The organism is Shewanella sp. SR43-8 (assembly GCF_014163775.1).
Taxonomy (GTDB): Bacteria; Pseudomonadota; Gammaproteobacteria; order Enterobacterales; family Shewanellaceae; genus Shewanella; species Shewanella vesiculosa.
This window is the reverse complement of sequence record NZ_JACJDX010000003.1, coordinates 161,544-185,388: the sequence shown is the minus strand read 5'-3', so window position 1 is coordinate 185,388 and position 23,845 is coordinate 161,544. Positions and strand designations below refer to the sequence as shown.

The following is a 23,845-nucleotide window of genomic DNA, read 5'->3' as shown; positions in this document are numbered from 1 at the left end:
GAGACTGTCAAAATGGCACGTTATTTCCGTCGTCGCAAGTTCTGCCGCTTCACCGCTGAAGGTGTTGTGGAGATTGATTATAAAGATATCGTTACTTTAAAGAACTACATCACTGAAAGCGGCAAGATTGTTCCTAGCCGTATCACTGGTACCAGTGCTAGATATCAACGCCAACTAGCTCGCGCTATCAAGCGTGCTCGTTATCTTTCTCTACTGCCATATACTGATTTACATCAGTAATATTGCAGTATTAATTCCTAATAGAATATAGAGGATTTGATAATGAATGTTATTTTGCTAGATAAAGTTGCAAACTTAGGTAGCCTAGGCGACCAAGTTTCTGTTAAAGCTGGTTATGCTCGTAACTTCCTTTTACCTTATGGTAAAGCAGTTGTAGCAAACGCAGCAAACACTGAAGTATTTGAAACTCGTCGTGCTGAATTAGAAGCTAAAGTAGCTGCTGAATTAGCTGCTGCGACAGTTCGTGCTGAAAAATTAACTGCTTTAGAAGCTGTTGTTATTGCTTCTAAAGCAGGTGATGAAGGTAAATTATTCGGCTCAATTGGCAACCGTGATATCGCTGATGCAGTTACTGCAGCTGGCGTAGCACTTGCTAAATCTGAAGTTCGTTTACCTTTAGGTGCTTTACGCACTACTGGTAGCTTCGAAGTTGAAGTTCAAGTACACACTGAAGTTAAAGCAGTTGTTAAGATTTCTATCGTTGCAGAAGCTTAATTACGTTTTAGCTCCATAAAAAACACCGCCTCCGGGCGGTGTTTTTTTATGTGTATCATTTAATACTCATCGCACTTCCAACAACACTTCCATGCACTATCTGGTTATATCGCGGTCGTTTAAATGTGTTATCTAATGAATGTTAACCAAGTAAACATTGCTATAAGGTTCACTTGGTTATGGTTTATTTAAGCTCAATCCACCACAGTCGGTTTCTTTTCTGGTATGTCAGTGACGGCTTTAGTTACTGATCCAGTTGCGAGTTCAGCTTCTGCTTGTACTTCATTAGTTGCTTCGTTGATGACTTCAGCTTCTACTTCACTTGCTGCTGGAGATTTATTGGCGGTTTTATTTACGACCCCAGCAGCGGCTTCAGTTGTCGCTTGGTTAGGTAACTCAGCTTTATCTTCAATCTCTACTGTAGGGACCAATTTAGGTACTGATTCACTCGAGAGTTCAGATTCAATCGCGGCTTCAGTTGTCGCTTGGTTAGGTAACTCAGCTTTATCTTCAATATCTACGGTAGGGACCAATTTAGGTGCTGATTCACTCGAGAGTTCAGATTCAATCGCGGCTTCAGTTGTCGCTTGGTTAGGTAACTCAGCTTTATCTTCAATATCTACGGTAGGGACCAATTTAGGTGCTGATTCACTCGAGAGTTCTGTTGCTGCCTCTGCTTTATCAGTAGTTTCGTTGACGGCTTCAGTTGCTGCTTGAGGTTCATTGGTGGCTTCATTTACGACCCCAGCAGGGGCTTCAGTTGTCGCTTGGTTAGAGAACTCAAGTTGATCTTCAGTATCTAGTGTAGAGATTAATTTAGGTGCAGATTCACTCGCGAGTTCAGATTCAATCGCGACTTCAGTTGTCGCTTGGTTGGATAATTCAACTCTATCTTCAGTATCTACATCTTCAGTAACAGCATCTCCAATATCTTCTGTAGGGACTAATTCAGGCGCTGATTCATCACTGAGATCAGTTGTTGCTTGTGCTTCTGTCGCGGCTTCAATTGCTTGGTCAGAGAACTCAGCTTTATCTTCAGTATCTGCTGTGGTGGTTAATTTAGGTACTGACTCAGTGACTGTGTCATTCTCTAAATTGGTATTCGCTTCGATAGTGGCCTCAGTTGCTGTATCTGCTGGTATCTCGGTTTCTCCTGCAGTATTAGTCACTAAGGTTAATTCTTTTATCAAGTTATCAGCGTGATCGACTTTATCCATCATCCACAAAATATAACGAATATCGACATGCACGGCGCGAGTGATCGTGGGGTTAAAGAACCAGTCTTTAGTGATCGCTTCATAAGTTGAGTCGAAGTTAAGCCCAACTAATTCACCTTTACCATTAAATACCGGTGAGCCAGAGTTGCCGCCAGTGGTGTCGGCGCTGGATAAAAAATTAACCGGTACAGAGTTAAAATCAGCAGGCTTATCTAAACAAGACATAAACTGACAACTGCTTTGCTGTTTATAGACTGAAGTGACGCGATGTTTGCCTAAGTCGTCAGCTTTAATTGCATCTAACAGCTTAGTCGGGGCATTGTAGGGAGCTTCACCGGTGTTTTTAGCTAGAATGCCTGCTAAACGAGTAAATGGCTGCTTGTATAACGCATCTTTAGATTGGTAACCATCAACCATGCCATAAGTTATGCGTAGGGTACGGTTAGCATCAGGATATACAGGCCAGTTATTTGATTTGTAATAGTCAATAATCGCCTTCATGTATTCCGGACGAACAGATGAAAGCTTACCGTAAAGTAATTTTTCGCTCTTTTCCATAGCCATATTGGTATCGTAAATAGCCACAGCTAATCGAATAAATGGGTCTCCGCTAACTTCAAACTCCTCTGCTGTTTTACTCATCCATGCAAGGCGTTTAGCCTGATCAGTGAGCTCAGTGAGTGCATATAAGCCTTCAACCTTTGACTCTAGCTCTTCAAAATCATCTGAAATGCTTAAGGCATTATCAAACACTTCGTTTTTAAGTGGTTGGCTGATATAGGCTTGTAAGTCTTGTAACCACAAGATTTTATCAACCACCGGATCAAAGCTACTATCGATACGTTTAAGTGCCGCTTTAAACATTTTCATATCACGAAGCTGAAACCCAGATTCACGTTGATCATTGGGTTTCTTTCTTTCTTGAGCTAAACGGTAAAGCTTGCTCGCGGCGTGGAGCATTTCGCTAGATTGGGCATTTTTAAAGAAATAAGTAGTTTGCATTTGTTGATGTTGTTCGGCGAGTAACGCTTCAAGGTTATTGATTAACTCTTGGTTAGCGCCAGGATCTTTTTTAAGCCAAGCGAGAAAGTCATTTTCACGTTGCTGCTTAATGCCGACAATATCAGTTGCGCTGAAACCATCTAATAAGCCATTGAGTTTCTTCATCCGGTTAGCCATAGAGGCGATTGTACCGGCATATTTAAGCGCGATATCGTTATCGACATCACCCATTAAAGTGATGGTGTCAATTTGTAATTGGTAGCGTTTTGCGTAAGTTGGGTATATCCAATCACTGGCAAATTGTAGTTCACTGGTTAAATTGTAACGGCTGGTAGAACCTGGAAAACCGGCAACAAAGATACCATCGCCAGCTTTTACTCCATCGGCATTAATTTTTAGATAGCTTTTAGGCCGGTATGGCACGTTGTTTTTATTAAACGTTGCTGGCTTGCCGTCTTTACCCACGTAGGCGCGTAAAAAAGTAAAATCGCCAGAATGACGAGGGTATTCATAGTTGTCGATGTCGCCGCCAAATCCGCCAACACTCTTAGGTGGTGCATACACCAAACGCACGTCTCGAATAATTAACTGTTTTGTCAGATAATATTCTAATCCATGATGAAAGCTGTTAACCGAACATCGATAGTTGTCATCTGCTTCACAGAGTTTAATTAAGGCTTTACTATTAGTTTCTATGCCTTCAAAGCGAGCCATAGGTTCGGTGCTTAAGTTAGCCATTACTTCATCGGTCACATTGGTGACAGCTTGGGTAATGTATAAACGTTCATTTGGCCCTGCGGAAGGTTCCTCTGCTTGGGTGTTTGCTAAAAAGCCATTTGCGAGGTAATTATGTTCTTTTTTACTGTTATATTGTATGCCGCGATAAGCACAATGATGGTTTGTGACAACTAGGCCTTGGGGGGATACAAAACTGGCGGTACAATAGCCCAAACTGACGACTGCATTCATTGGGTACTGCCCTAAGTCGGCCAGTTGTGATGCGGGAATATCAATACCACGTTGCTGAAGTTTGTCTGCAATGGATGGCATTTGATATGGCTGCCATTGGCCTTCATCGGCCAAAGCTAGGCCAGATGTCAGCACCAGTGCTGCAACGAGTATGATACGCATGTTATTTTTCCTTAAATGATTATTTGCGTTTGACGAAGTTGTTATTTGAATTCGTAATGACAGCGAAATAAGCTACACCACGGTGTTATACCATATTTTATAAAGTCGTTGTAAATTGGGAGTGTTAATGTCACAGCAAGGTGCTTTTAAAGCAAGAAACAGGCAGAGAGATGTAGAAGTTAATGCCTTAAAATTGCCTCCTCACTCTATTGAAGCTGAACAATCCGTCTTAGGTGGATTGATGCTAGATGCTGAAGCGTGGGATCGTGTTTCTGAAGCGGTTGTGCCAGAAGATTTTTATTCTCGTTCTCATCGAATGATTTTTACGGCAATGCAACGTTTAATGGAATCTGGCCAACCGCTGGATTTGATTACCGTATCTGAACAACTCGAAATTGAAGACCAATTAGATGATGCTGGCGGCTTTGCTTACTTAGGCGAAATTGCCAAAAATACTCCCAGTGCCGGTAATATTTTATCTTATGCGGATATCGTGCGCGAACGTGCCGTGGTGCGAGACATGATTGCTGTAGCCCATGAAATTGCTGATGCAGGTTACAATCCTGAAGGGCGTGATTCTGGTGCATTATTAGATTTAGCCGAAACCAAAGTCTTTAAAATTGCTGAAATGCGAACCAATGCCAATGAAGGCCCGGAAAACATTAAAAGTATTCTTGAAAAAACCGTCGATAGGATTGAACAGCTTTATAACAATCCTCATAACGGGGTTACCGGCGTTTCAAGTGGTTTTAATGACTTAGATAAAATGACCGCCGGGTTTCAGTCTGGCGACCTAATTATTGTTGCCGCACGTCCTTCGATGGGTAAAACCACCTTCGCGATGAACTTGTGCGAACAAGCCGCCATGAATGAAGATAAGCCAGTGCTTATTTTTAGTCTCGAGATGCCTTCAGAACAGATCATGATGCGTATGCTGGCCTCACTCGGCCGGGTTGATCAAACCAAAATTCGTACCGGTCAATTAGATGATGAAGATTGGGCTCGCGTGTCATCAACCATGGGAATTATGCTTGAGCAAGGTAAAATGTACATCGATGATGGCTCAGGGTTAACCCCGACAGAAGTTCGCAGTCGTGCCAGACGGATTGCGCGTGAGCATGGCGGCTTATCAATGATCATGATCGATTACCTGCAGTTAATGCAGGTGCCAGCGTTAAAAGATAATCGTACTTTAGAAATTTCAGAAATCTCTCGTTCATTAAAAGCTTTAGCCAAAGAGTTAGAAGTGCCGGTGATTGCTTTATCACAGCTTAACCGCTCGCTAGAGCAACGTGCCGATAAGCGCCCAATTAACTCTGACTTGCGTGAATCGGGTGCGATTGAGCAAGATGCCGATTTGATCATGTTTATCTATCGTGACGAAGTGTATAACGACAGCTCAGAAGATAAAGGCACCGCTGAAATCATTATTGGTAAACAGCGTAACGGGCCGATTGGGCGAATTCGACTGGTATTCCAAGGTCAGTTCTCTCGTTTTGATAATTATGCTGGGCCGCAATTCGAAGAAGATTAATCATTGATTAGATTATATTTGTGTTTTTAGTATCGTTATTTATGATACGAGTTTATCTCTGTTAGTGAGGGGTTCTTTATGGCACTAAACCTCCTAACAGGCAGCAAGCCGCGCCATGTTATTTATTGTTAATTAAGGCAATCTATTGAAACCTTTTCCCCGTGCAGAAATCAGTCGTTACGCATTACAAAGTAACCTAGCACAACTGCGTCTTATTGCACCAGATAGCAAAATTATGGCTGTGGTTAAAGCCAATGGTTACGGCCATGGTCTGCTAAACGTTGCAGAAAGTGTTGGCATATTAAATTTTATAGAAAGTGCAGGTAAATATTACGGCGGCGCCGATGGCTTTGGTTTAGCAAGGCTGGAAGAAGCATTGGAGCTCAGAGACGGTGGCGTAAAAGGTAAGCTTCTATTATTAGAAGGTTTTTTCCGGCAGTCTGACTTGCCGTTGTTGGTCACCCATAATATCGACACTGTTGTGCATCATGAATCACAACTGCAAATGCTTGAAACCATTAAGCTCGATAATCCGGTCACCGTATGGATAAAAATCGATACCGGTATGCATCGTATCGGCTTTAGTTTAGAGCAGTTTTCCGGCATATATCAGCGTTTAATGGCTTGCCCACAAGTGGCTAAACCGATCCATTTGATGACCCATTTTGCCTGTGCAGACGAACCTGATAATCAGCTGACTCAAAAGCAGATGGATGCCTTTGAACAACTGACAAGTCACTTAGATGGCGATCGTACTTTAGCCAATTCAGCCGGAACATTATTTTGGCCATTAAGCCAAGCAGATTGGATAAGACCAGGCATCGCACTTTATGGTATATCTCCAGTTGTTGGCGACAAAGGGATTAACCATCAACTGATTCCGGCTATGGAACTGGTGTCTAATTTAATTGCTGTTCGTGAGCATAAAGCCGGTGATAGCGTGGGCTACGGCGCCGTGTGGACCGCGAAACATGATACCCGCTTAGGTGTGGTGGCTATGGGTTACGGTGATGGATATCCGCGTAATGCGCCAGAAGGTACACCGGTGTGGATTAATGGCCGCAGGGTGCCAATTGTTGGCCGAGTATCGATGGATATGCTAACGGTAGATCTGGGCGCAGATGCGCAAGATAAAGTTGGTGACAGCGTGCAGCTTTGGGGTAAAACCCTCGCGGTAGAGGAAGTGGCTGAGCATATTGGCACTATTGCTTATGAGTTAGTGACTAAATTAACCCCACGGGTAGTGGTTGAGTTACTTGACTAGCAACGTAACCATGCTGCGCTTTGCCCAATACGCTGTTGCGTCTTGGGCATTTTAGTTTATGCGGCACCATTTTAGCTGAAATATCATTCGTCTTTACAAGCTTATACATCTTCAAAACAAATTTCGATAAACACATTGCCGTGCTTATGGCTAAAGGGCATCATAATTTTTTTGCCGCGGGCTTTGTGGGAAATAGTATGATTTTTGCCAGAGACGACGGCCGGAGTGGCCATATCAAAATCATACCCTTTTTCACTTAATAAATTTTTAGCTCCACCCGTCACCATATTGGTTATTTCACCGACTAAATCGGTTATGTCCTCGTTAATGGATTCTGGTTTTTCCCCTAGCATATTGTTCATTATTTCAAGAATTAATGACTGTTCGAAGGTAATCGACAGCGAGCCGCGGGTTTTAGGACTTATCATGCCCATTAAGCCTGATACGTCACCTTTTGCAATATCATGATTTTTCAATTGTGGCTTACCAGGCGTTAACTCAATAGTTGCCATGGTTGAGATAACATTGATTAAAGAAACAAGGAATGGGTTAATGAATTCAACGTTCATAGGCTAAGCGATCCTTCTAGATTCAAAAATTGGCGATAGGTCATAGGCAGAGAATAGACAGAACATCACGTTACACGACCCTATCATGATAAACCATCATAGTTACTGATTTTTATAAATGCTTACTATATCAGCAAAATGGAATACAGCTTCAAGCTTAGAACACAAAAATGAAATTGAAAGAGACGTCAGTTGCAAAAACAAATATTAAGTTGAAATTGAGAGATTTACACATTGATAATGTATTTACATTACTGATTTCTTAAGCCTATCTTGTTGATAATTTAATCGTTTTGTATCAGTAATATGGTCAATCTAGGATGAGATAAATCAATAGCTTAAGCGGGTTAACTTATCGCTCGAGCCGTTCAATCAGCTTAATACGGAGAAATAGAGATTGATGAAAGTTGACGCTTTTTTGGTTAATTCCTTTACTGCCAATGGAAGCGGAGGAAACCCTGCAGGCGTAGTATTGCAGGCAGATAATTTGTCTAACGAACAAAAGTTAGCAATAGCACAGGTTGTTGGTTATTCAGAAACTGCTTTTGTATCTCAAGATGACGAAGTCGACTTTGGCTTGTCTTTTTTTACCATAACGGGTGAAGTTGACTTCTGTGGGCACGCTACCTTAGCTGCATTCTCAATAATGTATAAAAAAGGAATCATCACCGCAGGGCGATATGTCCAAAGGACTAAAGTCGGTTTACTTGCTGTGACAATAGCGTCTAATGGTCAAATAGTGATGGAGCAAAAGCTACCTAAATATCTTGGGGTTTTTGGGTCCGAGGCTATATCAGAGTTAATTGGCATTGACGTGAAAACGTTAGCGTCAACTCAATTACCAATCGAGGTTATTTCAACAGGCCTGCCTGATATTATGGTTCCAGTGCCATTTGGGTATCTTGATAAAATCCAGGTAAATGAACATTTACTCAGTGAATTCTGTAAAAAACATGATTTAGTTGGTCTGCATGCTTTTGAATTGTGCGAGGGAAAAAGCGGCCTGACAGCGAGTTGTCGTAACTTTGCGCCTTTGTTTGGCATACCAGAGGAATCAGCTACAGGGAGTGCTAGCGGAGCATTAGCATGCTACCTAAGTAAATACCTTAGTAGTGAACATATGACTGACTTTAGTTTCGAGCAAGGTAGGGCAATGAACTGTGTTTCAATCATTACAGCTTCAGTTGAGTCAAATGAATTAGCGACTCTCAAGGTGATGGTCGGAGGTTTTGCTCAAGAGATTGGACAGCAGCAAATTTTCGTTTAACAAATAAGGATAGCCGCGCGAAGTGGCGTTCTTATCTCAAGTGTGGAACCCGCCCAAATACTTGAGATGTACTCTTTATTAAGTTAATCATAGATAAAGAGTTTGATCTGTTTGGTGTGGTGTTAAACGGCCAGAGGTTATCAGTACGTCCGTTACATAAGCCGTTAGCACTCAAGGCGATGCAAAATATTCACACTACTCTGGACTATTTCAGCACTTTTCCCTGTCATATATGCAGTCGTGATGGCGCCTTCTTTAAGTAAACAGATAGCATTTATGAGATCCGGTGAAGCATTGTTTAGTTTGTTTTGAATAAGCTGGCGTACTTGTTCTTTGTGGTAACAGCAATAGCGAGAAATATCGCTTTCTGGGTTACTAAATTCTGCTGACGTATTGATGAAAAAGCATCCTCTAAAACCACCTAGTTCAGCTTCATTTCCACTAAACCAACTGTGTAACGATTGGAATAGAACATCGATTAACTCATGGTCGCTTGTTGTTTGTCCTAGCTTACGCTCTAGCCAGTTCATGAAGATTTGATGTCTTTGGTTTAACGCAGCCATGATCAAATCGTCTTTGCCGTTAAAGTGATTGTATAGAGTTTTTTTAGCTACTCCTGATACCTTAATGACTTCGTTAATTCCAATTGAGTTAATACCTTGTCGGTAAAAAAGATCTAGCGCTGTGTTTAACAGTAGCTCACGTTTCTTGCTCATCATGATTTCCATAAAACTAGTTGTCCTTATATTGACAAAAGTAGAACGACTTGTCTACAATTGCCGGTAGACAAGTCGTTCTACTTTTTGGGTGTTTATATGAATCGTTATTTGTTAGCTGTAATTGCTGGGATCGGGGCGTCATTTACCATTGGTTTATTGTCATTAATTGAAGCTAACATGGATAATGCTGTATTAATTATGGCTCCATTTGGAGCTACTGCAGTGCTTGTATTTGGTGTGCCAAGTAGTCCATTGGCTCAGCCAAAAAATGTTATTTTTGGACATTTGATAACGGCATTTATCGGAGTGTTTTTCTACCAATACATAGGCGTAACTCCGGTTACAGTCGCAATAGCGACGGGGTTAGGTGTTACCAGTATGTTGGTTTGCAAAACAACCCACCCACCTGCTGGAGCAAATCCAATTCTAATTATGCTTTCAGGGCAAGGATGGTTGTTTTTGGTTACCCCTGTATTAGTCGGTTCTGTTGTCATAGTTTTGATGGGTAAAGGGCTTCAAAAGCTTCAGGATTACCACTTTAAACCAGAATGCTAATAAAGCATTTAAGAATGGTTCCTAACATTTGGCATTATCAGCTAAAGGCTGGGTTTTATGTTTACGGTGTAATAGTTTCGGTGCTGGCGTTGCTCACACCTCATTACCGCGTTGAACTAAGCTGCTGCGCTGAGCTAAATGGAGCTTCAATGGAGTGTATTATCCTCATTGAATCAGCTAAACTAAAAACAGTGTGATGGAACACAGCAATAAAAAAGGGATTTCAATGAAAGACTTAAACACTTGTCAGTATCAATCTATTCAAACCTGCTTTGTAAGCGTGAGACCGCGCTCAAAAAACAAAACTCCTACAGTATAAAGCGTACCAACTAATCTGAACTCGGCAATGGCTAAGTCCAATAAGTGATTTATGCTTTGCAAACAGCGCAGTACACAAATACTAGAACGTTATGTAGCACAAGGATCAAGCAAGTGTCGAAATCTGTAGCGATCACCATAAACGATCAATTTTCACGAGTTGAGTTTCTCAAAGATAGAACGCCAGAAACCACTAATGAACAAGCAAAAAATGCTTTTGCACTGTTATCTGAGTATAGCGATGGTGGAGTATATATCGCTCATTATTCTGGGTTTAGTGAGTGGGAAAAGCATCCAAAAGGTGATGAGTTTGTTCAGGTTTTAGGTGGAGAAACTACATTAATCCTTTTGGATGGTAACGTAGAGCAACGTAACCTTTTATCGACGGGGCAAATGTTGGTTATCCCCAAAGATGTTTGGCACCGTTTTGAATCACCAAAAGGTGTTAAAGTCATGACCATAACACCGCAACCAACTGAGCATAGTATCGAGCAACCAAACGGCATATAACAAATAAAGATAGGTCGCGTGAGACTGAGTTAAGTGCCCGTAGGCGAGAGTTTTTCTATTTGGTTAAGCAAAAGTGCTATCGTGAAAACTGCCGTCTTGAAAAGTAGTAAGAAGATAAACCTTCGTTTTCTCTGCTTTTGTAACCTTAAACTATTGTTTTGGATTAGATTTCATAAATTTCAATTTGGTTTTGTTCAGAAATTATACCGTTGTACAATAAAAATAACTAAATAAGAGGTGTTCTATGGATGGAAAATCATTAATCGTTATTTTAATCATGGTGTCTGCTTCTGCTTCCGCAGAAGTATATAAGTGTGCGGATGGTAAATATCAAGCTGACCCGTGCGACGACCAAAGCGAACCGTTAGATTTAAGTAATGTAGGTAGCGTGGTTGCACCATCAAGAGGTTATCCTGAAAACCTAACTAACGAGACTACAGATGCAAGGCTGCAGGATACTAGTGTTAATCCGCGTGATAAAAAAGCTGAAATCGCTCAATACTTACGTAAACAAAAAATTGAACGTGAAATTAGAAACCTTGAAAAAGAAAGGAAAAAAGCGTTCAAAGATCGTGATGACAAGATCGAGCAATTGCGTACAACAGGTAAGCGAGCTAATAATAATTTAGCAGGGGCAACTTGGCAGCAAAGTTTAGCGCAAGAAATGACCGCTGTGATGCAACAGGGAAGTACAGAAGTCGAATCCATAGACCGTCAAATATCTGCGCTTAGGTCTGAATTAAAACAATTATAAACTAAACAAACTAAACAAACTAAACAATAACCGTTGCTACTAATAGATAGCCTTTTTTGCGAATTAAGCAACGGTACTTACTTGCACCATTAGCTTTGTCACTTTTTTGAATGCTATAAGACGTCATCACTTCTGGTTCTCCATTTCCATTTTCCCAATGCATTATGGTTCCTTGGCGTCTAAAAACGTTTAAAATAAACTCAAAATCTGAGAGCCGTTAATTCTTTAAATACAACGGAAAAGCTAGTCATACTAACGTATATGCTAGATCGCACCTTTATCTTTTCCTAAACCCAAATCCGTAGACACTTGTTTCTCGATGACGGGTTAATGATATAATTAGCCATTATTTAGGGCTGCCTAGTTGTATTTGCTTAATTTATAACTTTCTTACTGGCTCCTTGTGCATAACCGATTAACTAAATGCAGCTAAAAACGTGCATCAATACCGCAAATTATGAGTGTAAAAAATTCAGTGAATACAACGCCAAAGCTAGTCATACCAAAAGATACACTTGATCGCACCTTTTCCATAGCACCGATGCTAGATTGGACTGATCGCCACTATCGCTACTTTGCCCGCTTAATGTCGAGCAAGGCGTTGCTGTATACCGAGATGATCACCACGGGTGCCATATTACAAGGTAAGGGCGACTATTTAGCTTATAACGAGCAAGAGCATCCAGTGGCATTACAGTTGGGTGGCTCTAACGCGGTGGATTTAGCAGCGTGTGCTAAGTTAGCTGCTGAGCGCGGTTATGATGAAGTAAACCTCAATGTAGGCTGTCCATCTGATAGAGTGCAGAATGGTCGCTTTGGTGCGTGTTTAATGGCCGAGCCTGAGTTAGTTGCGCAATGTGTTGATGCCATGAAGCAAGTCACCGATATTCCGATCACGGTAAAAACCCGTATTGGAATTGACGAGCAAGACAGTTATCAGTTTTTAACTGATTTTATTGAAATTGTCAGCGCACGAGGCTGTAGTGCATTTACGATTCATGCGCGTAAAGCCTGGTTACAAGGGTTAAGCCCGAAAGAAAACCGTGAAATTCCGCCGTTAGATTATGAACGGGTTTATCAGTTAAAGCGTGATTATCCACACTTGAACATTAGCATTAACGGTGGCATTAAAACCCTTAAAGAATCTAAGCTGCATTTAGTCCAGCTAGATGGAGTGATGGTGGGGCGTGAAGCTTATCAAAATCCTTATATATTGGCGCAAGTGGATCAGCAGTTGTGTGGACTCGATACACCAGTGATTACTCGTCAGCAAGTGATTGAGCAAATGTTGCCGTATATTGAGGCTCATTTAGCCCAGGGCGGTCGTTTAAACCATATTACCCGTCACATGATTGGTTTATTCCAAGGGTTACCGGGTTCCCGTGGCTGGCGTCGTCATTTAAGTGAGAATGCCCATAAACCTAATGCTGATATTGGGGTTGTGTTAACCGCTGCTGAGTTTGTTGATGCAGAAGCCCTTAGCAGTGACCAAGCTATTTGATATCGCTTTGGTTATTTTACTAGAATATGTGGTGAAATAAACGCCCAAACGTACATGTTGAAAACTGCTATTGTCAGAGAAAAAGCGCCTATTGTTAGGCGCTTTTTCGTTTGTTCCTTTAAGTAACATCGTGGCAATAAACCCTTCACTTAAGGTGATGATTATTAGTGCTATTTTTAGCATAACTCTCAACAATCCTCCTACCCTTAAGCGGCCATCACTCATTAATTAATGGATTGTTACCACAGTAACCCTCGCAGATATCTGAACATTTATTGTCACACGTTATGGCGTGTATCACGGCGAATAAGTATCGGTGGTCATTTTTACTAACTATCTGGTGAATTTTACTACCTGTTGGTTTTTTGCTCACAGATTTAGTTCAGTTGATTAAATAATAATTAATTTATTTGTTTTTAAAATTATATGCTTATGACTATTTTTAAAAGTTGGCACGGCGTTTGTAATACCTATTGTGTAATCAACTAAGCGGGTGTTTAGTTGCAACAAACCAACACAAGAAAGGATGCCATTATGTTTACTTTAACCAACGTGATTCGCCGTAGTGTTCAATTATCAATTGCTGCAGCATTACTTGTCACTGCCAGTGCTTCGGCACAAGCTGATGAAATTTCAATTTCTAACACGGTTGCAGTGCTAGAGCAAAATATGACTCAAGTGAGCCAGGAGATGATTTCAAATGTGAAGCAAGAGTTAATGCTGTCGTTACAAACCCAAATTGCTGAACAAGTTTATGAAATTAATTCGGCATTAGAGTTTGCTAGTTTTGAACAGCCAAAAGTTAGTGCCACTGTTGCTGCTGAGAATAAGTAATGGATTGGCTGATAAATATAGGCTTGGTGCTGCCATTAATGTCGTTATTGTTATTGCCAGTTATCAGTTTTGCACTGTGTGCGACGTTAGTCAGCTGGCTGTTGTGGCCAAGCATTAATGACCAAGCTTAACCGATAAGTCATGACTTACAACAATAAACTTTGTTCAATACGTGAGGATAATATGAACCGTTTAATCAATAGATTACGAGATGAAACCCGAATTGTGTGTGGGGTCTCGGCTAAGTTAGCGAAACAATATGGCTGGTCATTACTTTGGACCCGAGTCGTAACGATAGGATTAGTATTAACAAACCCAAGTATCAGTTTGTTAGCGTACTTTGTGATTGCAGTGGTAATGAGTCAAAAAACATCTCGATTTTAAGGCTTACCCAGTGTTGGGTAAGCGGGGATAGTAGCTTCCCCGCAGAGAGATTATAGTGTCAATGGATTTATTTTTTTAAGAAAGCTTGGAAGCGCTGTTTTGCTTCATCGCTTTGTAGACGCTCTGCAAACTCAACTAATTCTAATTTCATCTGGGCTTTCACTTCAGCCAGGTTATGACGTAAAAGCCGTTTTGATGCTTGCATAGATAAGGGTGGCAGTGCAGCCAATTTTTTTGCCTGGGCTAAACTGAAGCTAATCAGCTCGTCTTGGGCCACCACGCGGTTAATAATATTTAAATCCGCCGCAGTTTGTGCATCGAAGGCTTCGCCAAGTAAAATGAGTTCGGCTGCTTTTTGTTGGCCAACAATTAATGGTAATAATATGCTCGAAGCGGCTTCTGGTACCAAGGCTAAATTAACAAAAGGCATTTGAAATTTAGCATTATTATCGGCGTACACTAAGTCACAATGCAGCAGCAAAGTTGTACCAATTCCCACCGCCGCCCCCGTTACCGCAGCGACCACAGGTTTTTTAAGATCTAATAAACAAAACAAGAATTTAACGGTTGGATGATTATCATCTAAGGCGCCACTTTGGAGGAAATCTACGATATCATTACCAGAGGTAAAACAGTTTTCTGTACCATGAAACATAAAGGCACGAATATCATTGTCTGCTTCACCTTGGATCAGGTATTCTGTAAATTGCTGATACATTTCTAGATTAAAGGCATTGCGCTTTTCTGGACGATTAAAACTGATGATACGTACGCCTTGATCATCTCTTACCTGAATATGATTCATTCGTAGTTTCCTTTAATGAACGCGAGTGGAATTGCATGGAGTTTAAGACATTGAAAGCAATATTCAAACATCTGTTTAACTTTTTAGTGTTATCATCAATATCATTCGCAGCCACAGCTAACGTAATGTTAGTTGATGGGTATGTTAGAGCCATGCCTGCGAGTGTGCCTAACACCGCTGCTTATTTTACCTTAGAAAATCACAACAATAGCGATGTTAAGCTTGTTGGCGTGAAGACAAGTGCGGCAAAAGTGGCACAGTTACACACAATTCTAAAAGAAGATGGCATGATTAAAATGCGCCAAGTTGAAGGGTTTACCATACCGTCTCACGGGGCGTTAACCTTGCAACCTACTGGTGACCATGTGATGTTGTTGTCGTTAATTGCGCCTTTGGCCGTAAATGATAATGTGGCTTTAGAATTAATTTTTGAAGATGGTCAGCAACTTATGATTGAGCTTCCCGTGCTTAAACAAGCCGCGACTCAACATGACGAAACTGCTGAACATCATCACCATCATTAAGGAGTTATATTGATGCAAGTAACAAGGAATAAGATTTTAGCCGTTGTTGGTGTGATTGGTTTAGTACTTTATTTTGTCAGTGTATGGTGGAGTATTGAACCGGATCCGATTAAACCGGCATCGCAGCAAACAGATAGTGGCAAGTTAATTGTGGGCTATGCTACAACAACGTCATTAATTGCCACCATGGAAACCTTGCTGGATAAACCAGGTGGTTGGCTGTCTAATGATATTATGCCTCCGTCGGTAATGATGGATAATATGCCTGCATTTGAATTTGGTGCATTAGAGCAAGTGCGCGATTTAGCGCTCATAATGCGTAAAGAGTTTAGTCGCTCACAGTCGCAGTCTTCTGCAGATAGTGATTTATTAGCGGCACACTCGAAATTAAACATCGATAACACCAGCTGGTTAGTGCCTAGTGCCGAAGGTGAATATCGTGATGCAATCAAATTGCTGAAACTTTATCGCGCTAAAATCAGCGATTCAGATAACAATAATGCCCAGTTTTATGCCCGTGCAGACAACTTGAATGAATGGCTTAAAGAAGTTCAGAAACGCTTAGGCAGCATGTCACAAAATTTATCTGCCAGTGTGGGTCAAGAGCGATTGAATACTGATTTAGCAGGTGATATCTCTGCTCGTCAATCGACTCCTGGTTTAACAAGTAATGAAGTTAAAACCAGTTGGTGGAAAATTGATGACGTATTTTATGAAAGTCGTGGTTCAGCTTGGGCATTATTGAACTTTATGCGTGCCATTGAAGTGGATTTTGCCGACGTATTAGAAAAGAAAAATGCTGAGGTCAGTTTACGTCAAATAATTCGTGAACTTGAAGCAACTCAGCAAACAGTTTGGAGCCCTTTGGTTCTTAATGGAAATGGTTTTGGTTTAGTGGCTAATCACTCGTTGGTGATGGCTAATTATATTTCGCGTGCAAATGCCGCGGTAATTGATTTAACTAACTTACTCTCACAAGGATAATGATGAAAAAGACTCTTCTTGCCACAGCAGTAGTGGGCCTATTAAGTGTGTCATCGGCGCATGCGGCAACTGTATTGGGTTTTAAAGTAGGCGCTGATTACTGGCAGGCTGACACCACAAACACATTTAATGATGATAGTGGTGTTGCTCACAGCTTTAATGATGATTCATCACAAGGTAGCGTGTGGATTGCCGTTGAGCATCCATTACCATTTGTGCCTAATGTTAAAATTCGTGAAAATCGTCTTGAGTCGAGCGCTGGTATTGCCAATGCCAATTTTAACTTTAACGGTCACAATTTTACTGGTGCAACATCGGTTACTAATGACTTAAGTAATACTGACTTTGTGTTGTATTATGAAATTCTTGATAACGATTTAGTGTCTGTTGATTTAGGCGCTGCCTATAAATTAATGAATGGTTCATTACGCATTAGTGATGCTGGCCACCCTGAAGAAGTCAATATCGACAGTGGTATTGTAATGGGATACGCCAGTGCACAAGTCGGTATGATTGGCTTAGGCTTATTTGGCTTTGCTGATGTGATGTTAGGTTTAGATGAATCTAATGTGTATGACTACGGCGCTGGTTTAGGATGGCAGTTTGACGGTTTAGCTGTTGATACTTCTGTTCGTGTTGGTTACCGCGAGTTTAATTTTGATGTGAATAACTTCTCTGGTGTGTCACAAAATACTCAGTTTAGTGGCGCATTTGCTGGTGTAGAATTAGTTTTTTAATTCGACATAGCGTTAAACCGTACTAGGGAATCAGCATAAAATTGATTAACAATATTATGCCAATAAAAAAACCGCCAATAGGCGGTTTTTTTATGTGCGGTTAATGGCTACTGAGCAATCAGTCCGCTGTTAATCGAGATAACATCATCTTCGTTTAACGTACCAGCCGCCTGTTTAAGGGCTAGTATTGAGTTAATGTAGCCATAACGTGCTTGAGATAGTTGGCGCTTTGAATCATATAAGTCACGTGTGCGGTTCAGTACATCAACAATTGTACGAGTACCGACTTCAAAACCCGCTTGAGTCGCTTTCAGTGCACTTTCAGACGAAATCACAGATTGCTCATACGCTTTAATTGAACTGATAGAAGCGGTAACGTTGTTAAAGTTATTACGCACGTTTTTAGTCACGCTGCGATGAGTTTGTTCTAGTTTCTCGCTAGCTTCAACATATCTGAATTGAGCTTGTTTCACTTGCGAAGTCACTTTAAAGCCTTCGAAAAGTGGAATGCTCAAGGTCACACCAATATTAGCATTGTCGTAATCTGGGCCTGGCGTTTGATCAACACCTTTGTTGTAACCAGCATTTAAGTTCAATGACGGCATATGACCTGCTTTGTACAATTTAATGGTTTCGTTGGCGATATCTTTAGCAATACGCTGAGTCATTAAATCGATGCTATTTGTTTCAGCCATTTTTAACCAACCAGCAGATGCTGCTGGGGCAGGAGAACCTGCTGAAAAACGGCTAGTATCAAGAATATTAATTGATTTGTGATCTATACCAGTAATTTCACGTAATGCTTCATAGCTGTTGTCTAAGGTGTTTTGCGCTTGAATCTCCAATGCTGAAGCTAAGTCATATTGTGCTTGTGCTTCATGAACATCAGTAATGGCGGTTAGACCGACGGCAAAGCGTTGTTTAGTTTGCTCAAGTTGACGTTCAATTGCCGCTTTCTCAGCACCTTGGAATTCATAGTTGTCTTTAGCGGTTAAAACATCAAAATACGCTTTCGTGACACGGGTAATGAGTGATTGTAATGTTGATGCATAAGCAGAATCTGCTTGAGATGCTGCCATTTCAGCAAGGTCTAAACCAACCCATGCACTGTGATCGTAGATAACTTGAGTTAAACTAACACCACCGGTTAAACCGTCGGTGTCTTCTAAAGGGTCATTCCACGCTTTAGCATAGCCAACGTTTGCACTTATTTTTGGTAATAACGGTGCACGATTCTCTTGAATGGTTTCGTATAACGCATCACGCTGTGCTTTGGCTTGTAAAACGATAGGGTCGCTAGTAAGTGCTTGCTGATATATTTGAAGTAAATCATCAGCTTGTGCTGCTGGTGCTGCGATAGCAAATGCTAATGCTGCGTATAATGAACCAATTTTGAATTTCATTTGCTGCCCTTTTTAGACAATGCCTCGGTATGCTGAGGTGTTAAGTAACTTATAAATTTGGTCATGCCCTTCATTAAGTGAATGAGTTAACATCATTCATCCTTAACGCGGCAATCTGCGTTAACTGACTTGTTTTATGGTTATGTACAATAATTTGCTAAAGATATCGTGGTTCAATATCGAGATTTATTGCTCATTATTAATGTTCACAATATGTTGTTCGCGATATGCTGATTATCGACATATTGTGCACTAGTTAATAATTGTGCACTACTATGCTCACGACTAATTGTGTACTACTTAATAGTAGTGATTTTTTCATTTTCAAGTCAAATTTGAAGTGTAACAGATTTTATTTTAATTCGGCCTATTTTTGCTTAGGCAAGCTTAAATGCTTAGTTATTAATTATGTTAATTTAAACTGTCAAAATGATAAGACTGTTTACGTTTTGATAGGCAAGGATAAATATGTTCGAGCAACCCGTGGTCCCAAGCTTTGACGCAGAGTCAGGTTTTAGTCTTATATCTAAAAAAGTATTGTATAAAGGTTTTTTTCAGTTAGACGAATACACCTTCAAACATAAGTTGTTTAAAGGTGGTTGGAGCGGTGAAGTTACCCGTGAAGTGTTTGAACGAGGTCATGCGGTGGTGGTACTGCCATATGATCCTGTTCGTGATGAAATTGTACTGATTGAACAAATTAGGGTTCCTGCATTAGCAACCACTAAATCAATCTGGCTTCTTGAGTTAGTGGCAGGTATGATTGAGCCTGGCGAATTACCAGAACAAGTCGCTGAACGTGAATTAGCCGAAGAAGCCGGATTAAGTTTATTAGGGTTAACACCTATAAACAGTTATTTAGTCAGTCCTGGTGGCACTTCTGAGCGTTTTCATTTGTTCTGGGGGCATGTTGATACAACCAAAGCTAGCGGTATACACGGTCTTGAGTGTGAAAATGAAGATATTCGAGTCCATGTTGTCAGTCGCGAACAAGCTTATGAGTGGGTTAATAATGGTCGTATTGACAATGCTTCGACGGTATTAGGTATCCAATGGTTGATGCTCAACTACCAAAGAATTCGTCAGGCACTTTAGTTATTGAACGTGATAATGATCAAGATAGGAACGATCGAGTGGCAGAGTTTAACCTCAAAAAAAAGCAAAAATATCAACCCAACATCAGTGCTTTTTTAGCAGTCTGTGGTCGAAATTATGCGCATATTTTAAAGTGGTTACCTGAACAAATTAACGTCAATGTGCCGTGGCAGGTTGACGGTGAGTTTGGCACTTTATCGATTAATCTTATTGAAAATACTAAGTATACTCAGTTAATCGAAATTTCGCGCCCGATACCAAATGGACATTTTTTTAAATCTCCAAAAGCCATTGTTCGTATCTATCATGATGCGCAATTAGCAGAAGTGTTAACTAGCCAACAGATTTATCGTTTAAAGCCAGTGTATGATTATCCTAATCTACATATGCATCATAGCGATGAAAAATTTCAAGTGAATGCATTCCTTGAGGAGCTGTTGAAGATTGGGTCTAGGAGAGTGAGTTTCCAATCATAGCTTTTTTATTCTTTTTACCATGTTAGGAATCTTTTGTGCTTAAAGACGCAGTGCATTATTCTGTTGCTGAAAATGAGCCTGTGCGATTAGTACAAGTTACTGATCCGCATCTTTTTGCTGATCCTGAAGGTCAATTATTGGGCGTTAACACGGCGCAAAGCCTTCAAGCCGTGTTAAATACCTTTATCGCCACTCAATATCCAGCCCATCTTTTATTGGCTACGGGTGATATTAGCCAAGATTATTCACCTGAATCTTATCAGCATTTTGTGCATAAGATTGAGATGTTAGATCTGCCTTGCCATTATTTACCTGGTAATCATGATGACCCTCGCTTAATGAGCTTGCGCATGCAAGGTGAAAAAGTGTTTGGTCAGCAAAGAATTATCATTGGCAACTGGTTGATACTTATGCTCGACTCCACTGTTTCTGGTAAGCCTGGTGGTTATATGGGCGAGCAGCAGTTTGCTTTAATCGACGCAGCTATCAAGGCTGAACCGAATAAGCATGTACTGTTAGTGATGCATCATAATCCTATTTTAATGCAGTGTGCCTGGTTAGATCAGCATTGCATGATGAATGGAGCAGACTTTTTACAACGAACAAGCCGTTATCCGCAGGTAAAAGGCATTCTGTGGGGACATGTTCATCAGCAAGTCGATAGAACTCATCTTGGGCCTCATGGCCATATTCCATTGATGGCGACACCATCAACGTGTATACAATTTAAGCCATTATCATCCTATTTCGCCTTAGATCATCTTCAACCTGGTTATCGTTTGCTGGAGTTGGCAGGCGATGGTAGCATTCGTACTAACGTATATCGCGTGCCTGGTAATCGTTTTGCGCCAGACAATGAGGCCAGCGGATACTAGTTTACTGCGTCATCTTATGTAAAATAGGAGGCGCTTAGTACTCATTAACCGTCTCGCGAGGGAATATGCTGCTCTATATACATGGTTTTAATAGTTCCCCGCGGTCAGACAAGGCCATGCAAACCGCACTGTATATTCAGCAACATTATCCACAAGTCGATTTTCAGCAACCACAATTACCGTCATCACCCACAGCCGCAATGATGTTACTGTGCAACATCACTGAGCAAGCTAAACAGCAAGGTCAGGTGTTGCGCTTTATTGGCTCGTCGTTAGGTGGCTATTTTGCCAGTTATTTGGCCGAAACCTATGGTGGCAGAGCGGTATTGATTAATCCGGCGGTAAAACCGTTCGAATTATTTGAAGAGTTTATCGGGCCTCAATATAATCCCTACACCAATGAGCATTATCAGGTGTTACCGCAGCATCAAGATGATGTTGCCTTGTATAATACTCACGTGATCCGTCACCCCGATCGTTTCCTGGTGCTGTTGCAAACTGGTGACGAAGTGTTAGATTATCGACAAGCACTGCATAAGTACCATAGCTGTGAATTACATTTAGAGCCTGATGGCGACCACAGTTTTGTCGGCTATGAACAACAATTAGATAAAATATGTAAATTTATTCAGTTGTAACGTAATACCGTTACATACAATGATCAATTTGAGCTAACTTTGGCTCTATTTAACTCCAAATGTGTGGACTATGAGCAACCAATATACTTCTGACGCTATTGAGGTCCTTAATGGACTTGACCCGGTAAAACGCCGTCCAGGTATGTATACCGACACCTCTAGACCTAATCACCTCGGGCAAGAAGTCATTGATAACAGTGTTGATGAAGCTCTGGCGGGGCACGCGACTAAAATTGAAGTTGTACTCCATAACGATAACTCCCTTGAAGTGACCGACGATGGACGTGGTATGCCGGTGGATATTCACCCTGAAGAAGGCATGCCTGGGGTTGAACTCATTCTGACCAAGTTGCACGCAGGTGGTAAGTTTTCCAATAAAAACTACCAGTTTTCGGGTGGTTTACATGGGGTGGGTATCTCTGTTGTTAACGCCTTATCCACTCGAGTTGAAATTAGCGTTCGCCGTGATGCACAGATATATGAAATGGCCTTTGAAAATGGCTTTAAGGTTGAAGAGCTTGTTGTAACCGGTACTTGTGGACGACGCAATACTGGTACTCGAGTCCATTTTTGGCCCGATGTGAGTTATTTTGATTCACCTAATTTTTCGGTCAGCAAGTTAATTTATATACTCAGAGCCAAAGCTGTATTGTGCCCCGGTTTACGTATTAAGTTCACTAATAAACACAATGGTGAAGCGCACGAATGGTTCTACGAAAGTGGCCTAACCGATTACCTCAAAGAAGCGATTAAAGACTCTATTTTACTACCTGAAGAGCCGTTTGTAGGCAGTTTTAAAGGTAAATTAGAGGCTGCTGAGTGGGCCATTACTTGGCTGCCAGAAGGTGGCGACAGTTTAAGTGAAAGTTATGTTAACTTAATTCCTACCCCACTTGGCGGAACCCATGTCAATGGCTTTAGGCAAGGTTTACTTGAGTCAATGCGCGAGTTTTGTGAGTTTCGCAATCTTGTGCCCCGAGGCATTAAGCTGTCGCCCGAAGATATTTGGGATCGTGCCGCATTTATCCTGTCGATAAAAATGCAAGACCCACAATTTGCTGGGCAAACTAAAGAGAAATTATCGAGTCGTCAAAGCTCTGCATTTGTTGCGGGTATCGCTAGAGATGCGTTTTCTTTATGGTTAAATTCCAATACTGAGTTAGCTGAACAACTAGCAGAATTGTGTATTGGTAATGCTCTGCGTCGTTTGAAAGCGGCTAAGAAAGTGGCACGTAAAAAGGTCACGTCTGGTCCAGCACTCCCAGGTAAGTTAACCGATTGCAGTGGTCAAGACCCAATGCGAGGTGAGTTATTTCTTGTCGAAGGTGATTCTGCTGGTGGTAGTGCTAAACAAGCTCGAGACCGTGAATTTCAAGCTATCATGCCGTTAAGAGGCAAGATATTAAATACTTGGGAAGTCGATTCTGGACAAGTGTTAGCGTCGCAAGAGGTTCATAATATTTCGATTGCGATAGGTTGCGATCCCGACAGCGATGATATTTCAGAATTACGTTATGGTAAAATTTGTATTTTAGCGGATGCCGACTCTGATGGACTGCATATTGCCACCTTATTGTGTGCTTTATTTTTAAAGCATTATCGTGTGTTAGTCGATAATGGTCATGTGTACATTGCAATGCCACCGCTATTTCGTATTGATATTGGTAAAGAAGTTTTTTACGCCCTTGATGAGGAAGAAAAAACAGCAATTTTAGACCGTATCGCTGCCGAGAATAAAAAAGGCAAAGTACAAGTCACTCGCTTTAAAGGTCTGGGTGAAATGAACCCGTTGCAACTGCGTGAAACTACGATGGATCCTAATACTAGACGCTTGGTGCAATTAACCATAGATGATGCGGATGAAACCGTGGCATTAATGGACATGTTACTTGCTAAAAAGCGTGCTCCTGATCGAAAGAGCTGGTTAGAAACTAAAGGTGACTTAGCGTTACTTTAGTCGTGTTTCTTAATGCCAATAATAAATAACATAAGGCGAAAGATAATTAACATGCAT

25 protein-coding genes and 1 pseudogene are annotated in these 23,845 nt (G+C 41.1%); 20 read left to right on the top strand and 6 right to left on the bottom strand.

Going from position 1 to position 23,845, the window contains the following annotated elements; all coding sequences use genetic code 11:
• The first annotated feature begins 12 nt into the window (after nucleotides 1-12).
• Nucleotides 13-240 carry a 30S ribosomal protein S18 gene (rpsR, locus tag H5114_RS05015; RefSeq protein ID WP_101085203.1) on the top strand — a complete coding sequence of 76 codons (228 nt, stop codon included), beginning with the start codon at nucleotides 13-15 and terminating at the stop codon, nucleotides 238-240.
• A gap of 42 nt (nucleotides 241-282) precedes the next feature.
• Nucleotides 283-735 carry a 50S ribosomal protein L9 gene (rplI, locus tag H5114_RS05010; RefSeq protein WP_182722358.1) on the top strand — a complete coding sequence of 151 codons (453 nt, stop codon included), beginning with the start codon at nucleotides 283-285 and terminating at the stop codon, nucleotides 733-735.
• A gap of 1,160 nt (nucleotides 736-1,895) precedes the next feature.
• On the opposite strand, the pseudogene H5114_RS05005 reads toward rplI, so the two are convergent.
• A pseudogene (locus H5114_RS05005) lies at nucleotides 1,896-4,085 on the bottom strand (S46 family peptidase); the annotation flags it as partial.
• Nucleotides 4,086-4,212: 127 nt separating this feature from the next.
• Here H5114_RS05005 and dnaB point away from each other — a divergent pair.
• Nucleotides 4,213-5,619, top strand: a complete 1,407-nt coding sequence (dnaB, locus tag H5114_RS05000; protein WP_124015049.1) for a replicative DNA helicase — start codon at nucleotides 4,213-4,215, stop codon at nucleotides 5,617-5,619.
• A 145-nt stretch (nucleotides 5,620-5,764) separates the two neighbouring features.
• Nucleotides 5,765-6,883, top strand: coding sequence for an alanine racemase (alr, locus tag H5114_RS04995; protein ID WP_182722357.1), 1,119 nt, complete (start codon nucleotides 5,765-5,767; stop codon nucleotides 6,881-6,883).
• A 101-nt stretch (nucleotides 6,884-6,984) separates the two neighbouring features.
• On the opposite strand, the gene H5114_RS04990 is transcribed toward alr, so the two are convergent.
• The gene (locus H5114_RS04990) at nucleotides 6,985-7,452 is read right to left on the bottom strand and encodes a chemotaxis protein CheX (protein WP_124015047.1); all 468 of its coding nucleotides are present in this window, start codon (nucleotides 7,450-7,452) and stop codon (nucleotides 6,985-6,987) included.
• Nucleotides 7,453-7,852: 400 nt separating this feature from the next.
• Here H5114_RS04990 and H5114_RS04985 point away from each other — a divergent pair, with 400 nt between their 5' ends.
• Nucleotides 7,853-8,719: a PhzF family phenazine biosynthesis protein gene (locus H5114_RS04985; protein WP_182722356.1), complete on the top strand. Its 867-nt coding sequence runs from the start codon at nucleotides 7,853-7,855 to the stop codon at nucleotides 8,717-8,719.
• 164 nt (nucleotides 8,720-8,883) lie between these two features.
• On the opposite strand, the gene H5114_RS04980 is transcribed toward H5114_RS04985, so the two are convergent.
• Nucleotides 8,884-9,447, bottom strand: coding sequence for a TetR/AcrR family transcriptional regulator (locus H5114_RS04980; RefSeq protein WP_259395235.1), 564 nt, complete (start codon nucleotides 9,445-9,447; stop codon nucleotides 8,884-8,886).
• A gap of 87 nt (nucleotides 9,448-9,534) precedes the next feature.
• Between H5114_RS04980 and H5114_RS04975 the strand changes: the two genes are divergently transcribed.
• The 3 genes from H5114_RS04975 to H5114_RS04965 all read left to right on the top strand — a co-directional run bounded on the left by H5114_RS04975 (nucleotide 9,535) and on the right by H5114_RS04965 (nucleotide 11,575).
• On the top strand, nucleotides 9,535-9,993 hold the full coding sequence (locus H5114_RS04975) for an HPP family protein (protein ID WP_124015045.1): 459 nt from the start codon (nucleotides 9,535-9,537) through the stop codon (nucleotides 9,991-9,993).
• A gap of 432 nt (nucleotides 9,994-10,425) precedes the next feature.
• Nucleotides 10,426-10,821, top strand: a complete 396-nt coding sequence (locus H5114_RS04970) for a cupin domain-containing protein (RefSeq protein ID WP_182696713.1) — start codon at nucleotides 10,426-10,428, stop codon at nucleotides 10,819-10,821.
• 244 nt (nucleotides 10,822-11,065) lie between these two features.
• On the top strand, nucleotides 11,066-11,575 hold the full coding sequence (locus H5114_RS04965; protein ID WP_182696712.1) for a hypothetical protein: 510 nt from the start codon (nucleotides 11,066-11,068) through the stop codon (nucleotides 11,573-11,575).
• A 19-nt stretch (nucleotides 11,576-11,594) separates the two neighbouring features.
• Here H5114_RS04965 and H5114_RS04960 read toward each other — a convergent pair whose 3' ends face one another.
• A complete protein-coding gene (locus H5114_RS04960; protein WP_182722355.1) occupies nucleotides 11,595-11,738 on the bottom strand; it encodes a hypothetical protein in 144 nt (47 codons plus the stop codon).
• Nucleotides 11,739-12,032: 294 nt separating this feature from the next.
• On the opposite strand from H5114_RS04960, the gene dusA reads away from it, so the two are divergent.
• The 4 genes from dusA to H5114_RS04945 all read left to right on the top strand — a co-directional run bounded on the left by dusA (nucleotide 12,033) and on the right by H5114_RS04945 (nucleotide 14,294).
• Complete coding sequence (gene dusA, locus H5114_RS04955; RefSeq protein ID WP_182722354.1) at nucleotides 12,033-13,076, top strand: tRNA dihydrouridine(20/20a) synthase DusA; 1,044 nt, start codon at nucleotides 12,033-12,035, stop codon at nucleotides 13,074-13,076.
• 534 nt (nucleotides 13,077-13,610) lie between these two features.
• Nucleotides 13,611-13,910, top strand: a complete 300-nt coding sequence (locus H5114_RS04950) for a hypothetical protein (RefSeq protein ID WP_124018286.1) — start codon at nucleotides 13,611-13,613, stop codon at nucleotides 13,908-13,910.
• Complete coding sequence (locus tag H5114_RS20460) at nucleotides 13,910-14,041, top strand: hypothetical protein (RefSeq protein ID WP_259395234.1); 132 nt, start codon at nucleotides 13,910-13,912, stop codon at nucleotides 14,039-14,041. Before H5114_RS04950 ends, H5114_RS20460 begins: the two co-directional genes overlap by 1 nt.
• Nucleotides 14,042-14,093: 52 nt before the next feature.
• A complete protein-coding gene (locus tag H5114_RS04945) occupies nucleotides 14,094-14,294 on the top strand; it encodes a PspC domain-containing protein (RefSeq protein WP_124018287.1) in 201 nt (66 codons plus the stop codon).
• Between the two features lie 67 nt (nucleotides 14,295-14,361).
• Here H5114_RS04945 and H5114_RS04940 read toward each other — a convergent pair whose 3' ends face one another.
• On the bottom strand, nucleotides 14,362-15,099 hold the full coding sequence (locus H5114_RS04940) for an enoyl-CoA hydratase-related protein (RefSeq protein ID WP_182722353.1): 738 nt from the start codon (nucleotides 15,097-15,099) through the stop codon (nucleotides 14,362-14,364).
• Nucleotides 15,100-15,134: 35 nt separating this feature from the next.
• On the opposite strand from H5114_RS04940, the gene H5114_RS04935 reads away from it, so the two are divergent.
• The 3 genes from H5114_RS04935 to H5114_RS04925 are packed head-to-tail and all read left to right on the top strand — an operon-like array spanning nucleotide 15,135 to nucleotide 17,344.
• Nucleotides 15,135-15,623, top strand: coding sequence for a copper chaperone PCu(A)C (locus H5114_RS04935; RefSeq protein ID WP_182722352.1), 489 nt, complete (start codon nucleotides 15,135-15,137; stop codon nucleotides 15,621-15,623).
• 12 nt (nucleotides 15,624-15,635) lie between these two features.
• A complete protein-coding gene (locus tag H5114_RS04930; RefSeq protein ID WP_182722351.1) occupies nucleotides 15,636-16,607 on the top strand; it encodes a DUF2333 family protein in 972 nt (323 codons plus the stop codon).
• A 2-nt stretch (nucleotides 16,608-16,609) separates the two neighbouring features.
• On the top strand, nucleotides 16,610-17,344 hold the full coding sequence (locus H5114_RS04925) for a TIGR04219 family outer membrane beta-barrel protein (RefSeq protein ID WP_182722350.1): 735 nt from the start codon (nucleotides 16,610-16,612) through the stop codon (nucleotides 17,342-17,344).
• Between the two features lie 107 nt (nucleotides 17,345-17,451).
• Here H5114_RS04925 and tolC read toward each other — a convergent pair whose 3' ends face one another.
• Nucleotides 17,452-18,747 carry an outer membrane channel protein TolC gene (gene tolC / locus H5114_RS04920; RefSeq protein ID WP_124018292.1) on the bottom strand — a complete coding sequence of 432 codons (1,296 nt, stop codon included), beginning with the start codon at nucleotides 18,745-18,747 and terminating at the stop codon, nucleotides 17,452-17,454.
• Between the two features lie 468 nt (nucleotides 18,748-19,215).
• On the opposite strand from tolC, the gene nudF reads away from it, so the two are divergent.
• The 5 genes from nudF to parE all read left to right on the top strand — a co-directional run bounded on the left by nudF (nucleotide 19,216) and on the right by parE (nucleotide 23,788).
• On the top strand, nucleotides 19,216-19,842 hold the full coding sequence (nudF, locus tag H5114_RS04915) for an ADP-ribose diphosphatase (protein ID WP_124018293.1): 627 nt from the start codon (nucleotides 19,216-19,218) through the stop codon (nucleotides 19,840-19,842).
• A 38-nt stretch (nucleotides 19,843-19,880) separates the two neighbouring features.
• Nucleotides 19,881-20,318 (top strand): DUF1249 domain-containing protein, encoded by a 438-nt coding sequence (locus H5114_RS04910; protein WP_124018294.1) that lies wholly within the window; start codon nucleotides 19,881-19,883, stop codon nucleotides 20,316-20,318.
• Between the two features lie 35 nt (nucleotides 20,319-20,353).
• Nucleotides 20,354-21,193: a 3',5'-cyclic-AMP phosphodiesterase gene (cpdA, locus tag H5114_RS04905; protein WP_124018295.1), complete on the top strand. Its 840-nt coding sequence runs from the start codon at nucleotides 20,354-20,356 to the stop codon at nucleotides 21,191-21,193.
• Nucleotides 21,194-21,258: 65 nt separating this feature from the next.
• Complete coding sequence (locus tag H5114_RS04900; protein WP_124018296.1) at nucleotides 21,259-21,831, top strand: YqiA/YcfP family alpha/beta fold hydrolase; 573 nt, start codon at nucleotides 21,259-21,261, stop codon at nucleotides 21,829-21,831.
• A gap of 70 nt (nucleotides 21,832-21,901) precedes the next feature.
• On the top strand, nucleotides 21,902-23,788 hold the full coding sequence (gene parE / locus H5114_RS04895) for a DNA topoisomerase IV subunit B (RefSeq protein ID WP_182722349.1): 1,887 nt from the start codon (nucleotides 21,902-21,904) through the stop codon (nucleotides 23,786-23,788).
• Nucleotides 23,789-23,845: the final 57 nt, after the last annotated feature.